The following is a 13990-nucleotide window of genomic DNA, read 5'->3' on the forward strand; positions in this document are numbered from 1 at the left end:
TACTATTGTGGATTATCCTGAATCCAGGTGCGGTCAGGATTTCCGATGATTAATTGAGGAGCAAGTTGATTAAGTTCGTCACTATGATAAAGACGCAGGCAGTTTAAGGTTACGCCTTTTACATCGGGTTTTCTCTCAGAATGAAAGGCATTGGTTGCACCTTTATATTTATTAATAAGAGCATTAATTTTGTCATTGCCATTTTCAATATCGAAAGGCACCCATTCCAGTAATGCGCTACTGCTACGGGCTGCATCCAGAGAAAACTGGCTTTTATCATCTGCAACTTGTGCCAGGCAGCGAGAAAAAACAACGTCTTTAACAACTTGTTTATAAGGCATTTTTTTGACAAACGACACCGGATCGTCAGTTGCATACACAGAGGCGGAACTGGTGAGCAACAGTAGACTAGCAATCATTTTTTTCATGGCAACTCCCAAAAATTAGCTTTGGTCGTCGTGTAATTCGTCTCCGGCGCATTGAAATAACAGTGATCCGAACAGGTTAAACCATTCCAGAATGTTGCATGACCTGCGGCGTCACTCCAGCCCTGTACCTCAAACAGAATGACGCCCTTTTTGTTGGCTAATTGCTCAACGGGTAAGGAAGGATAACTCACGATCATGTCAGGTTTACCCCACTGACGCGTCAACCAGGCAATGACATCCTTTACGCGGTAGAAGTACCATTTATTATCAGCACCGGATACCGTGAGATTTGCAATACGCGGAACGGGATGCCCGGTATAGTTAAGAACATAACTCATCCGTACGGCACAACTATTTGACCACCCGCCCTCATCTGGCGCTATTTCGAAGTTGTGCTTAACTTTGCCGCCGATAACTTGCTTAACTTTGCCGATAGAATCATTTGCATCGTAAATACGTGTTGCCGCCGCCCAGGCAGCAACAAACGAAGGTCTCGCGGTCATATTTCCTCTCAAATTTCCATACTATAAAGCTAACGCCGGGCATGGCCCCCCGGCGGCAATTATCATTACGCGTCCTTCGTCTTCAGCGACGGCAGTTTAGATACCAGACGCAGGGAAACGGTCAGACCTTCCAGCTGGTAGTGTGGACGCAGGAAGAACTTCGCGGCGTAGTAGCCCGGGTTGTCTTCGATTTCCTGCACCTGCACTTCCGCAGCCGCCAGCGGTTTGCGGGACTTGGTTTCCTGAGAGGAGTTCGCCGGGTCGCCGTCCACGTAGTTCATCACCCAGTCGTTCAGCCAGCGTTCCATCTCTTCGCGCTCGCGGAAGGAGCCGATTTTGTCGCGCACGATGCACTTCAGGTAGTGAGCAAAACGGCAGCAGGCGAACAGGTACGGCAGACGGGAGGCCAGGCGCGCGTTAGCGGTGGCATCCGGGTCGTGGTACTCGGCCGGTTTTTGCAGGGACTGCGCGCCGATGAAGGCGGCGAAGTCGGAGTTTTTGCGGTGCACCAGCGGCATAAAGCCGTTTTTCGCCAGTTCCGCTTCACGACGGTCGCTGATGGCGATCTCGGTCGGGCACTTCATGTCCACGCCGCCGTCATCGCTTGGGAAGGTGTGGCACGGCAGGTTTTCCACCGCCCCGCCGGATTCCACGCCGCGAATCGAGGTGCACCAGCCGTACTCTTTAAAGGAGCGGTTGATGTTGGCCGCCATCGCATAGGCAGCGTTTGCCCACGAGTAGCTGTTGTGGTTCGCGCTGTCGGTCTGCTCTTCAAAATCAAAGCTGTCGACCGGGTTGGTGCGAATGCCGTACGGCAGACGCGACAGGAAGCGCGGCATCACCAGGCCCAGATAGCGGGCATCTTCGGATTCACGCAGTGAACGCCAGGCAGCGTATTCGGTGTTCTGGAAGATTTTGGTCAGGTCGCGCGGGTTAGCCAGCTCCTGCCAGGACTCCATCTGCATCACGCCCGGCGCGGTGCCGGTGATGAACGGACAGTGGGCCGCAGAGCCGATGCGCGCCATCTCGCCCAGCAGCTCAACGTCCTGCGGGCTGTGGTCGAAGTAGTAGTCGCCCACGATGCAGCCAAACGGCTCGCCACCGAACTGGCCGTACTCCTGCTCGTAGATTTTCTTGAAGATCGGGCTCTGGTCCCAGCCCACGCCCTTGTAGCGCTTCAGGGTGCGGCCCAGCTCCTGCTTGGAGATGCTCATAAAACGGATCTTCAGCATCTCGTCGGTTTCGGTATTGTTCACCAGGTAGCTCAGCCCGCGCCAGGCGCTCTCCAGCTTCTGGAACTCCTCGTGGTGAATAATCTGGTTCACCTGCTGTGAAAGCTGCTCGTCAATACCGGCAATCAGGTTCTGAATGGTGCGGTAGGTATCGTTTGAGAAGGTTACGGTGTTTTCCAGCGCCTGCTGCGCCAGGGTTTTAACCGCGCTTTCTACGGCAGAGCGCGCCTGATCGGTTTTCGGGCGGAACTCTTTATTCAGCAGCGCGCTGAACTCGTCCTGGCTGAACGCCTGGCCCGCCTGCTGATCGTGTTGTTGAGTCTGGTTGCTCATCGATTATTCCTCGCTACCTTTCGCACTTTCGTCATTTTTTGGCAACTGGCTCAGGGATTTGAGCAGCGTCGGATCCTGGAGAATTTTCGCGATCAGCTCTTCCGCACCGTTTTTACCGTCCATGTAGGTCAGCAGGTTGGAGAGCTGGGTACGGGCTTCCAGCAGCTTGTTCAGCGGCTCTACTTTGCGGGCCACCGCGTCCGGCAGGAAGTCGTCCATGCTGTCGAAGGTCAGATCGACGTTGAGCTTACCTTCGCCGGTCAGGGTGTTATCCACCTGGAACGCCACGCGCGGCTTCAGCGCCTTCATGCGTTCGTCGAAGTTGTCGATGTCGATTTCCAGGAACTTACGCTCGTCGACGGCTGGCAGATTTTCCACCGGCTTGCCAACCAGATCGGCCATAACGCCCATCACAAACGGCAGCTGAATTTTGCGTTCTGCGCCGTAGATCTCTACGTCGTACTCGATCTGCACGCGGGGAGCACGGTTGCGTGCGATGAATTTCTGTCCACTGTTACTCATTGCCATGATGTTCTCCATCAAAGATGCGCGGTGAAGGTGAAACGGCAGACTCCATGCCTGTCGTCATAATGCCAGGACGCGTCATTCGCGGCGTCCAAAGATGTTTTCCAGTTGGTTAACGCCGTCTGGCGCCAGGTCGCGAATAATGTCCATAAAGTTGAGTTCAGACAGCCGCTGCACCCGTTCAATCATCAGCGGTGCGGGATGGCTGGGTTCGTACTGCGCAAAATACTGTTTCGCTTTTTCCAGCATCAGCTGGGCGTCGGCGCGGCTGGTCACCTGCACGCTGCGCCAGTCCGTCACCTGCTGAACGGGCGACGCGGCCACCGGCTGCGGCTCGGCGTGCTGTTCAGCCTGCGCGTCACGGTTCGGCAGCAGCTTGCTGATATCGGTCACCTGACAGGCGCTGGAAACCAGTCCGACGGTTTTCAACAGCTGTTCCATCTCCGGTACGCCACTTTCCCCGAGATAGCCGGTAAGCAGTTCGCGGATGGCCAGCAGGCGTTCGTTGATCACGATTACCGCTTCGGTGCCGGGCTGATCGCCCCGGGCCAGCTCATCGATCAGTCGTGGACGACCGCCCGGATAATCCGGACACTCGGTTTTACTGCCGTCAAGCAGCGCCTGGGCGTCACGGAGCGAAATCTCATCGCCGTTTGAGCGGAGCAGTGAGGCGTTACGCACCGCGACCGTCAGGTCAGATTTATCACTCAGCCCGGCGAGGGCGTTGATGCGGTAGAACGGATCGGTTTCGCCATACTCTTCCAGCAGAGGGTAAAGTTGCTCCCAGTAACGGGACAGGGCTTCCTGCACCAGCACTAGTCCGTCGGCGTAACCTGCCAGCCCGCGACGACGCGTCCAGGCATGGGTTAACGCCAGCATGACGCGAAGATCTTTGGTGCGACCCAGCAGGCTGGTGGCGAGTTTTTCCACCGTGTTCCAGTCGGCAGGCTCTGCCGGAATGATGGTGTCGCCAAACTGCTGCTCGGCTTTGCCCTGACTGGCCTGACCCATGGCCTGGAAATCAGCGTCGTACTCCAGGTTTTCACCGCAGGGGTTATCGGGGCTTATCGGCGCGAGAAATTCATCGATATTCATAAGATCCCTGCTTATTCAAACATAGGCGGGTAAAGACCGTGGCGGCCCGGACGGGCGCCGCCTGCCGGATCGAACAGCAGCGTAAAGAGCTGCCCGGTGAAGTTTCCGCTGTGGACGTGGGTGTACAGCGGATAGCCGTCGCAGCGGTTTGTCCACCAGTAGCTGGTCTGGCGCAGCGGATCAAAACACTCTGCCGCCTGCGGCCAGCCCAGCGTGCTCTGACCATCGTCGTCATAGCCAATCACGTCGAGAATGTCGGAACGCTTTTGCGGCTCAACCGGCTGGGGCGCCGGGATGGTCATCAGCATTTCATCCAGCTGGGAGGCAGAATAGCTGTTACGCACCGCGTGCAGCCCCAGACGGCCAAGCTGCTGGTACCAGCTTTCAGCCTGCCCGAGCAGGCGGGATGACCATTCGGCGGGGGTGAAGCTCAGTTGCAGGCATACCGGATAGTGGCGGCCTACGCTGTCACGGCCCGGCAGCAGGCAGCCCATCTGAATCATCTGGCTACCGAGCATCGGCGGGACGACAAAGTTCCACACCGGGGCTTTTGAAAACGGGCGCTCGCCGCTGCGCTGCTCTTCCTGTTGCCAGGCCAGCAGGCCGACCTGGAACCAGTGCGACCACTGGCGTTGCAGGGTATCCGGAAAGCGACGCTGCAAAAAATCTCCGGCGCTGGGTAATTTGCCATACCAGCTATAACGGTTCATCGCAGGGGTATTCGTCATACGGCTGTCCTTGCGGTTATGGGCATGAGAAACGGGGAAGCTGGAACGGGTTGCGGATGCTGTTCGGGGCAAACTCCAGCGTGACCTGATGTCCGTCGACGTTGAAGGTCGCCTGACGGCTCAGGCTACCCGCGCCAGGGCTGGTGCGCGCCTTGTCGAAAAAGCGGTTGAGCGCCCAGGAACCGTTAGTTACCAGCGTTGCGGTGCTGCCATTGGTCAGACCGAGCTGCATACGCACCTGGTTCGTCCCGCCCGGCCCCGGCCAGTTCATGATCTGCACCGCCTGCGGACCGTGGCTGTAGCGCAGCAGCTGGCCGTCCACGTCCAGCGTCAGGTTCAGAATGGTGTTGTCCATCCGCACGGTGCGCACCGTCACCCTGAAGGATGGCGTGGTCGCGCCGTTGGCGAAGAAGGCATCGCGGACAGACTGCGCCTGCTGGAACGGACGCAACAGCCCTTCGCTGCCCGGCAGCGTTTTACCGTCGATGCCCGGCATAAAGCGCCAGTTCGCCTGGGTGGTGTCCACCTTGTTGGTCAGGTTGTCGCGGAAAAAGGTGTCCATCAGTCCGGTGCCCGGCGCGAACATGCGGGCGAGATCGTCCGGCGTCACCTCGGTGCTGGCGCTGCGCACCAGTGGATAACGCCCGGCAATCGCCTGACGGCAGAACCCACCCACTTCCACGTTAATGCGCTTACGCACGTTCTCCAGATCGCGACGCTGGGTATCGCTGCTGGCGCCGACGGCCATATTGCTGAACATGGTTTGCAGCCCGCCCGGCAGACGTCCCGCGCTGGCTTGCAGGCGGCTGATTGCATCGCCGCCCGGCGCGGGCATACCGCTGTTTGCCGCATCCTGAACGGCGGTCAGGTAGCGATAAAGCTCGTCAACCTGCTTAAGAAAATCGTCAAAGACGATGGTCTTGCCACCCTTCTCCAGCGGCTGCGCCAGCTCAATCATCGGCGCATAGTGGTCGGTCACCAGTTGCTCAGGCGCCTGCGTCACGACCGCGCCCTGCGTCGGGGCATTGTCACCGTTGCTGAACAGCGCTTCCAGCGTGCGGGTGGCGCGGTTGCTTTGATCTTCCGCTTTCTGCGCATCTTCCGGCGCAGGCGCAGTGCGCGACAGGGTCAGCACCTTGCTCAGGTTAAGCACCAGACGGCGCAGCGGCGAGTTGGTGCCTGAAAGCAGGCGCGCGGTGTTGATGCGCTGGGAAAGATCGGCGCTGTTGTTGAGCTGAATGTCAGCGAGAAAGCGATCCCAGTTGACGATAAAGTCGCGCATGTAGAGCTGGCGCACGGCGTTGTCGATCTGCTGTTTATCTTCCTGAGCGGTGGTCGCTCCTAGTACCCAGGCATCGTCCTCGTGCAGGGCGGTGGTCACACTGTCGATCTGGTCGTTGAAGCTCTTCCAGTAGCCGTCCGGCGTATACAGACCCGGTACGCCCTCACTCACCGGCTTGCCGCTTTTACGGGAAAACACCAGCTCGCTCTGCGGGCCGCCGAGATCTGAAAGCGAAACCGGCTTCAGGTTTTCATCATGCTCCAGCAGACGTTTCAGGCGGCCATATACGCGTGTTGAGAGCGGCTGCTGGTTGATAAGCGCCCTTTCACGTGCCACCAGATCCTCATCCTGCGCATACGGTGAAGCCTGAATTTTTGGCTCCAGCAGCTGGGTCAGGTGCCATTCCAGCTCCTGAAGCTGCGCCTGCGTCACGTTCTGCGGCAGGTTGCGTTGCAGGTTGAGCATCACCCACGAGTGCAGGAATTTGCCGTCATAGTGCTTCGGCTGGTAGAGCATCTGATAGGCTTTCAGCGCCTCATAGCTGTACTCCACGTCGCTGCCGTTGTCGTTGCGCAGCCAGGTGGTAATGTGCATCGCCACGGCGGGCAGCAGCATCTGATCCAGCGCCTTCTGGTACAGAGACTGCGAGGCATCGCTGACGTCATCCCCGCGATAAAGCCCCATGCGGCGGGAAACCGGCGGGTCGTTAACGTCGAAGGCATTGCTTTTCGGCAGATCCACCAGGCTGTTAAGCAGCGGCAGAAGCGCAAACAGATCGCGCTGGGGCTGGTTTTGCAGCGCCTTGCTCTGCTGCTCCAGCATCGGCACTTTTGCGTCCACTTCTTCCAGATAGGCTTTATTTTTGGCGTAGCTGGTCAGCCACAGGCCACCCAGGATCACCAGCAGGGCCAGCAGCGCCGCGTAGCCGGACCACATCACGGCGCGGTTGCGCAGTTCCCACCAGCGGTTTTCCCCGGCGATGCCCGCTTCCTGGAAAATCACGTTTTGCAGCAGGTTTTTAATGAAGAAGCTTTGGCCCTTCGCGCCTGGGATCGGCGCCTCTTTGCTCACCGAATCCCAGCGCGTGCTTTCCCCCCCTTCAGGTAAGGAGAGCGCGCGGTTCAGCTCGCCCATCACGCGGTCAAACGGCATCCCTTCCTGAGTGCCGCTGGCAAAGTAGATGCCACGCGGCGAAAATTCGGTTTCGAAGTTTGAGCGAGCAAAGACCGTGCTCAGGTAGTCAGCCAGCAGCGGACGCAGCGCGGCGAACTCCTGCGGGAAGAGATAGGCTTCCGCACGGGTTTTGGCGTCATGCTCTTTGAGCATGGTTTCCGGAAGGCCAGCATCCAGACGCTGTTGCAGCAGGGAAAATTCCTGCTGGAAGTTGCCCATCAGGTCGTAATCTGCGTGTTTGGTGTGCTCCCACGGCAGCGTAAAGCCCCAGATCTGGTCGCGCTGGGCTTTGTCGTAATCCGCAAACCAGGCGCGGAAGCCTTTAAGCAGGTCCGCTTTGGTCACCATCACATACACCGGGAAGCGAATACCCAGCTGTTCATGCAGCTCGGAGAGACGCTGGCGCAGGTTGACCGCCTGCTGGCGCGAGGCCTCAGCGGACTGCGAAAGCAGGTCGGAAATGCTGATGGTGATAATCACGCCGTTGATGGGCTGGCGACGGCGGTATTTACGCAGCAGGTTGATAAATTCCAGCCACTCTCCGGCGTCCTGAACCTGCTCGCTCTCCTGAGTGGTGTAGCGCCCCGCGGTATCCAGCAGAACCGCCTCGTTGGTAAACCACCAGTCACAGTTGCGCGTGCCGCCAATGCCGCGCAGCGCGGTTTTACCGAAGCGATCCGCCAGCGGGAATTGCAGCCCGGAGTTGGCCAGCGCGGTGGTTTTACCTGAACCCGGCGCGCCAATAATGACGTACCACGGCAGCTGATAGAGGTACTGTGTGCTGAAGCGCTGCGTCCACTGCGCGCCATGTCCCGCTTTGCTGAAGTGGGCTTTTTTCAGCATCTGGGCGGCTTCATCGAAACGCCCGGCAAGGATCTGCTCCTCGCTGTTCAGACGTTTCTGCGGATCGGCCGCCTCCGGGCTGGTGGTATTTTCGTTGAGCTTGTCCATCAGCTTACGGTTCAGCCAGGCGTTATACAGCCGCGGCAGAATGTGGCTCTGGGCCCAAATCAGGTAGACCACCGCAATGCTGATGACGCGGTTCTGCTCTGATTCAAGGGGCCGGGTATCCACGATGGACAACAGCGGGCCAATCATCCAGATGACCGCCGCGAGCGCCGTTACGCCCAGGAAGCTCCACAGAATGCGATTGGTCAGTATAGAAAGTAGAGTTGTCAGCATCCTTAGTTTCCTTGCGGCAATCCGTTCAGCTCGGCCTGGGTATTGTCAGGCGATACCAGCAGCGTAATCTCTACGCGGCGGTTACGGGCGCGATTTTCAGGCGTGGTGTTAGGCGCTACCGGGTTGATCTCACCCCGCCCTTCGGCTTTGACGCGCTCAGGCTGTGAGAGGCTACCCTGGAGCTGTTTTTGCACCGAACGGGCGCGCTCAAGCGAGAGTTCATAGTTGGAGGCGAAGCGTGCGCTGCGGATCGGCACGTTGTCGCTGTACCCCACCACCAGAATTTTGCCGCTGACGTTATTCATCGCCTGGGCGATGCGATCGATGACCGGCTCATAGCGATCGCGCACCACCGTTGAGGCCGAGGCAAAGAGTCCGTCCCCTTTCAGGATCACCACGCTGCGATCCGCCTCATCCTTAACGGCCACCAGACCGGCATCAATTTCTGGTTTCAGGAAGCCGCGCAGGTTCAGCACCGCCGGCAGCTGACGCGCAGGCTGCTGGATGGTGGTTTCCGGCAGTTGGGACTGGTAAATTTTCGCCAGCACCGGGCTGGTGTTATCACCCAGACGCCAGTTCAGCACGATATAGAACAGGCAGGCGATAAAGCCGACCAGCGCCACGCACGCCCAGAGTGGGATCATCGGCCGCCAGAGCTTGCGCAGTACGGGGCGATCTTCCGGGTGCGGCGAGAGCGGCGGCGGGTAGCTGCCGCGCACGCCACGGATCATCTGCCACAGGCGCTGTTTGATGGTTTCAAGCTGGGTCCGGCCATTGTCCAGGACGCGGTAGCGGCCTTCAAAGCCGAGCAGCAGACAGTAGTTGATCATCTCCAGCAGCAGAATGTGTTCGCGCGGATTCTGCGACAGACGCGCCAGCAGCTGGAAAAACTTCTCACCGCCCCAGGTTTCGTTATGAAACGTCACCAGCAGACCATTGCTTGACCAGACGCCGCTGCTTCCCCACGGGGTCAGCGCGGCGGCTTCGTCCAGCGCCGTGCAGAGGCAGTAGCGCGCGCCGACAATCACTTCATACGGTAAGCCCGCCTGCTGGCATCGCACTTCGAAACGGCGAATTTCGTCAATCAGGCGCTGGCGCAGCCCGACCTGATCGTCGTGGGAAACCGAATGACGGATTTGCGGAATCGCATTGAGCAGCGGATTGGCGGCCGCCACCAGCTGATTGTTCCCACTGGCTCCGGTAAACACGGCATCACTGCCGGTATCCTGTCGTTCCTGCATATTAAGCGCTCGCTTTATTATTCTGTCGGGCTACGGATGGCCCAGAACTCCATATCGAGACCCGGGAATTCCCCTGCGAGATGCAGCGCGAATGCCCCGGACTTGTCCATCTCGTGCCACAGTTCGCTGCCCCTCTCGAGCTCGAAATAGCTGTAGCCTGCATGCCACGGGATCTGCGGCGGCGCGACGGGCATTGCCCGAAGCATGATGCCCGGCAGCTGGAGCTGGACCAGATCGCGAATTTTCGACACTGGCGCAACCTTCATTTGGGCAGGGAAATGGGTTTGCAGGTGTTCGCCGGGGACATTGGCTTTTACCGCCAGCACGAAGCCAAATTCGCGGACCATGCTGGTCTCCGGCACGGTGGCGATGTTCAGCCCGTGGGAGCGTTCGTGCAGCGGCAGCTGGATGGCATGATCTTCCATGACCAGCGACAGCCCCTGACGCAGCATCAGCATCAGTTTGCTGAAGCAAACGGCGAGATCGTCATGGTCGTATACCGGCAGTATGCTCTCTGCGGTACGCTGCGGCGTCCAGGTGGCGAGCTCCGTGGCAAACGGCAGCCAGCTGCGCCAGAGCGCTTCCGGGTGAAGCAGCGGCAGCGTTTTTAAATGTGAGACGTCGCCATGGTGGCGGTTGATCAGCGAGAGAAGCGTGAACTCAACCATCTCGGACGTATTGAAACGCCCCGGCTGGCGCAGTCGACCGCCGATCTGCTGGCTACGCTGCACCAGCAAGCCGTGCAGGTCATTGATCATGCCGTACAGCTGCGGGCTGTTATTGGCGTTCAGCATTGGCGGAATGTAGCTGTTATCCAGCCGCACGTGGTTGTCGTTGCGCTTTTCGGTGACGTACGCCACGCCGATGGCGGTCCATTCTGCCGTCAGATCTTTCTCCAGCATCAGGGTCAGACGCAGGCGGCCAAACTGGACCGTCGCCTCCCCGACCGACATGGCGTTGTCGTCTTCCACCTCTTGTTCAAAGGTAATAAAACGCGCCAGAGAAGACTGCTCCTCGCTGAAAATCACCTCTTCACGGCCACCGCGACGAACCGGCAGCGCAAGCACCACCTTTTCGTTGGTGAGATTATCGGGGATTTTTAGCGGGGCCGGACCATTGCGGTCGCTGCGAACCTGGAAAAAGGTGCCGTCAGGCAGCAAACCGCTACAGTAGCTCAGGGCAATACAGCCCTGGCGTAGCATCGCTTCATCCAGCTCAAGGTCGAGAAAGCCCCAGAGATACGATCGCTGCAAGGCCCCCCACTCACGAACGTGGTTGAGGAGGTAGCTTTCTGTCCGCTGAAAATGGTGGGGACGCAGGAACATGCCCTCGGTCCAGACGACCTTTTCTGCTTTCGTCATGATGATCTCTTTCCTGTTATGAAGGGCGTTACTGGCTGATGACCCGGATACCATTTACGTCAAGAAAGACGCTGGCCTGGAGTTCATCTGCGGACCATTTCCAGAACTGGTAAATCGCGTTTTCGCCGGGAACAGGCAAAGGAAGTGAGACGCGCCATTTTTTGCCGTCCAGCGCCTGGTATTCCGCCATCACGCCGATATAGCGCGCTTCCGGTGAGCTTTGTCCGCTCAGGGTTTTCGAAAGCTGGCCCGGCATCAGGAAGAACACATCGCTGTTCAGCAGATTCGCGCCAAGCGTGGCTGACGCGTTGTTCTGTAAGGAGTAGAAGTCACTGGACATGAAATCCGCATCGGATTTCAGCAGCAACACTCTGACCTTAAGCGGCGCAGAATCATTGATTTGAGGATGAGCCTGAAACTGAAGATTGTAGCGGGAGGGGTCGCTGTGTGAAGACGACGAACAACCACCGATCAGCGCAAGAATCAACGCAAAAAAAGGGAACCACATCCGATGAAAATTTTTATTATTCATAAAAATATGCTCGTGAAACCCGTTTAGTTCAGGATCCAGGTACCGTTCGCGCTGTCTTTGCAGGCTTTGCTGTTGCCATCGACATCAACACAGGTGGTTTTCTTACGCGCTTTCGGGCGCAGTGCCTGTTTACGCACGGTGGCTTCGTACTGGTCAGCCTTGATCACGGCACGCATCGGCACGTAACCAATCAGCTGTTCACTCCCTTCATCGGCCAGCGCCATCCAGAAATGTTCAACCTGCCCCAGCACAACGTAAGTTTTGCCGGTCTCAAGCGTACGGATCACTTTTCCGCCGTAGTCAGGACGGCTCATCAGGGATGCCGGGTACATGGCACGGTACGGTTCATTCACCTGAGTGAACTCCGCCGGAGGGGTAACAGCGTGACGGTGCGTCAGCGTGATGCCATTCACCTGGCTGGTCACAATCGTATCATCGGTGATCGCTGGTTTCTGCGGCGCCTTACAGCCCGCCACCGCCATAACAAACAGAAGTGATAACAATACGCGCAGTTTCATATGCTTTTCCGTAGCGATATTTAGAGGATGAAGAGAGGGGATAAAATTTGACTTAGGTGCTATTGTTAAAATAGTCGGAATATTTTCAGCAGGTAACTATTTTAAGGCATAGCTACCGCACGAACCCGACAGAAATGGGCCCAGCATGCTCCTGACATATTTTGACAAACGGTAGACAAGTTTACATGAGCTTGTCATCAATTCAATATTTCCCACCTGCTTAATGGCGTTTAATGATACGCCCAATGCATTATAGGATTAATCTCATAAAAAATGCGCACTTAGGTAAAATCGTCTTTTTCTTAGACAGATTTCGAGCATAACTCTATGAAAATTAATGGCTAAACAGGAAAAAGAGAACCACTATCATTAACGTAACCCCTTATTATCTCCACTACCATAATTAGTAGAATTTAATTTTTTCTGTGCGCTGCGGGATATATCTGGGATATTTTCATTGTTGCATTCAGAAGATAACTTTTATTGTGCACGAGCGTCCCGCATAAACAAATGGCGGCTAAGAAAATGGCAGAAATTTAATTTCGCGATCCGAAATAACCTGAGCAAAATTCCCCTTTGGGGTTATTTTTTGCACCTAAACAATTAAGCCCGGCTACATCTTTTTGCTCTCTCATCGTTCAGCGCGCTCCCTTGCAGCCCATAAACTGGGGGGTTCAGCGGCGCTGACAGTGAACCTCACGCAAGAAGTTTTACCGTTACTACATATTTCTTTTACTTCTTCCCAACATCTGCCGTTCTACTCTTTCACCCGGCACGCCTCATTTGTCTCTTCTACAATGTTCGCCTTCCGCTTGACTTATTTTGTGATAAAGGTACTTTTCAGGACATGAAGAAGATCCTGATTATCGTTCCTGATGGTGGCATGTTGTTTGAGGCCGCCGGTATCGCCGACATTCTGATGCAGGCCAACCGGCTGCACCCGGACGGCCTTGCGCAGCCCCGCTACCGCATCATTATCGCCACCACCCAGCCTCATCTGGTGATCCACGGCCAGTCCGGCTTGAACCTGCTGGCGGACTATCGCCTGCCGGAGCTTGATCCGCGCGAGCCGCTGGACACGATCATCATTACCGGCCGCGGCATGAATGAGCTGGAGAGCACCGCCGTGGTGGACTGGCTGCACCTGGCCGCGCCGCATGCGCGCCGCGTCGCCTCTGTCTGCGGCGGGGCCCTGCTGCTGGCACAGGCCGGACTGCTCGACGGGCGCCGGGCAACGACCCACTGGCGGCTGCTGGAAACCCTGAAAACCCGCTATCCTGCGGTCAACGTTGAGGGCGGCCCGCTCTATGTTCAGGATGGCCCCGTCTGGACGTCGGGCGGCGTCAGCTCCGGGTTTGACCTGACGCTGGCGCTGGTGGAGGATGATTACGGCTTCACCCTCGCCCGCAATGTGGCGCAGGATATGGTGATGTACCTGCGTCGGCCTGGCGGCCAGCTACAGTTCAGCCGCTATAATCTGGAGCAGTCCGGCGCGACCGGACCAGTCAGCGAACTGCAAAGCTGGATCCTGCAAAACCTCACCGCAGATTTGTGCGTCGAAAGGCTGGCCGAACGGGTCGCCATGAGCCCGCGCAATTTCACCCGCGTGTTTACGCGTGACGTGGGCGTGCCTCCGGCCCGTTATGTCACCGAAGCGCGTCTGGCCGCCGCCCGACAGCTTCTGGAGCAGACCCAGGATCCGCTTGAGGTCATTGCCGAAAAAAGCGGGTTTGGTACCAGCATCAACCTGCGCCGCGTTTTTGAAAAGCAGCTTCATCTTACGCCGGGCGAATACCGCCAGCGCTTCCACTGCCGTAGAATGGCGTAATATGATCCTTTTTTGTCATTTACGCCATA

12 protein-coding genes are annotated in these 13990 nt (G+C 57.5%); 1 reads left to right on the top strand and 11 read right to left on the bottom strand.

The window, feature by feature from the left end:
• Nucleotides 1-2 precede the first annotated feature (2 nt).
• The 11 genes from L463_RS06170 to L463_RS06120 all read right to left on the bottom strand — a co-directional run bounded on the left by L463_RS06170 (nt 3) and on the right by L463_RS06120 (nt 12133).
• Complete coding sequence (locus tag L463_RS06170) at nt 3-428, bottom strand: T6SS amidase immunity protein Tai4 family protein (protein WP_017693279.1); 426 nt, start codon at nt 426-428, stop codon at nt 3-5.
• Complete coding sequence (locus tag L463_RS06165) at nt 425-931, bottom strand: type VI secretion system amidase effector protein Tae4 (protein WP_017384301.1); 507 nt, start codon at nt 929-931, stop codon at nt 425-427. The genes L463_RS06170 and L463_RS06165 overlap by 4 nt, the downstream gene beginning before the upstream one ends.
• A gap of 65 nt (nt 932-996) precedes the next feature.
• The gene (gene tssC / locus L463_RS06160) at nt 997-2496 is read right to left on the bottom strand and encodes a type VI secretion system contractile sheath large subunit (RefSeq protein ID WP_023296778.1); all 1500 of its coding nucleotides are present in this window, start codon (nt 2494-2496) and stop codon (nt 997-999) included.
• Nucleotides 2497-2499: 3 nt separating this feature from the next.
• Nucleotides 2500-3024 carry a type VI secretion system contractile sheath small subunit gene (gene tssB, locus L463_RS06155; protein WP_008502644.1) on the bottom strand — a complete coding sequence of 175 codons (525 nt, stop codon included), beginning with the start codon at nt 3022-3024 and terminating at the stop codon, nt 2500-2502.
• A gap of 75 nt (nt 3025-3099) precedes the next feature.
• A complete protein-coding gene (tssA, locus tag L463_RS06150) occupies nt 3100-4116 on the bottom strand; it encodes a type VI secretion system protein TssA (RefSeq protein WP_017693278.1) in 1017 nt (338 codons plus the stop codon).
• Between the two features lie 11 nt (nt 4117-4127).
• On the bottom strand, nt 4128-4844 hold the full coding sequence (gene tagF, locus L463_RS06145; RefSeq protein ID WP_015570330.1) for a type VI secretion system-associated protein TagF: 717 nt from the start codon (nt 4842-4844) through the stop codon (nt 4128-4130).
• 16 nt (nt 4845-4860) lie between these two features.
• Complete coding sequence (tssM, locus tag L463_RS06140) at nt 4861-8481, bottom strand: type VI secretion system membrane subunit TssM (protein ID WP_032103579.1); 3621 nt, start codon at nt 8479-8481, stop codon at nt 4861-4863.
• Between the two features lie 2 nt (nt 8482-8483).
• Nucleotides 8484-9722, bottom strand: coding sequence for a DotU family type VI secretion system protein (locus tag L463_RS06135; protein WP_003859963.1), 1239 nt, complete (start codon nt 9720-9722; stop codon nt 8484-8486).
• Between the two features lie 17 nt (nt 9723-9739).
• On the bottom strand, nt 9740-11083 hold the full coding sequence (tssK, locus tag L463_RS06130; RefSeq protein ID WP_023296780.1) for a type VI secretion system baseplate subunit TssK: 1344 nt from the start codon (nt 11081-11083) through the stop codon (nt 9740-9742).
• 28 nt (nt 11084-11111) lie between these two features.
• A complete protein-coding gene (gene tssJ / locus L463_RS06125) occupies nt 11112-11615 on the bottom strand; it encodes a type VI secretion system lipoprotein TssJ (protein WP_032103578.1) in 504 nt (167 codons plus the stop codon).
• Nucleotides 11616-11638: 23 nt separating this feature from the next.
• Nucleotides 11639-12133, bottom strand: a complete 495-nt coding sequence (locus tag L463_RS06120) for a hypothetical protein (protein WP_006810964.1) — start codon at nt 12131-12133, stop codon at nt 11639-11641.
• Nucleotides 12134-12980: 847 nt separating this feature from the next.
• Between L463_RS06120 and L463_RS06115 the strand changes: the two genes are divergently transcribed.
• Nucleotides 12981-13961, top strand: a complete 981-nt coding sequence (locus L463_RS06115; protein WP_015570326.1) for a GlxA family transcriptional regulator — start codon at nt 12981-12983, stop codon at nt 13959-13961.
• Nucleotides 13962-13990: the final 29 nt, after the last annotated feature.

Source organism: Enterobacter sp. BIDMC 27, from assembly GCF_000534415.1.
GTDB lineage: Bacteria > Pseudomonadota > Gammaproteobacteria > Enterobacterales > Enterobacteriaceae > Enterobacter > Enterobacter hormaechei_C.

Coding starts and splice junctions, on each gene's coding strand:
- tssJ (WP_032103578.1), bottom strand. CDS start 11,615: ATGAATAATAAAAATTTTCATCGGATGTGGTTCCCTTTTTTTGCGTTG.
- tssA (WP_017693278.1), bottom strand. CDS start 4,116: ATGAATATCGATGAATTTCTCGCGCCGATAAGCCCCGATAACCCCTGC.
- L463_RS06115 (WP_015570326.1), top strand. CDS start 12,981: ATGAAGAAGATCCTGATTATCGTTCCTGATGGTGGCATGTTGTTTGAG.
- tssK (WP_023296780.1), bottom strand. CDS start 11,083: ATGACGAAAGCAGAAAAGGTCGTCTGGACCGAGGGCATGTTCCTGCGT.
- L463_RS06170 (WP_017693279.1), bottom strand. CDS start 428: ATGAAAAAAATGATTGCTAGTCTACTGTTGCTCACCAGTTCCGCCTCT.
- tssB (WP_008502644.1), bottom strand. CDS start 3,024: ATGGCAATGAGTAACAGTGGACAGAAATTCATCGCACGCAACCGTGCT.
- tagF (WP_015570330.1), bottom strand. CDS start 4,844: ATGACGAATACCCCTGCGATGAACCGTTATAGCTGGTATGGCAAATTA.
- L463_RS06120 (WP_006810964.1), bottom strand. CDS start 12,133: ATGAAACTGCGCGTATTGTTATCACTTCTGTTTGTTATGGCGGTGGCG.
- L463_RS06135 (WP_003859963.1), bottom strand. CDS start 9,722: ATGCAGGAACGACAGGATACCGGCAGTGATGCCGTGTTTACCGGAGCC.
- tssC (WP_023296778.1), bottom strand. CDS start 2,496: ATGAGCAACCAGACTCAACAACACGATCAGCAGGCGGGCCAGGCGTTC.
- tssM (WP_032103579.1), bottom strand. CDS start 8,481: ATGCTGACAACTCTACTTTCTATACTGACCAATCGCATTCTGTGGAGC.
- L463_RS06165 (WP_017384301.1), bottom strand. CDS start 931: ATGACCGCGAGACCTTCGTTTGTTGCTGCCTGGGCGGCGGCAACACGT.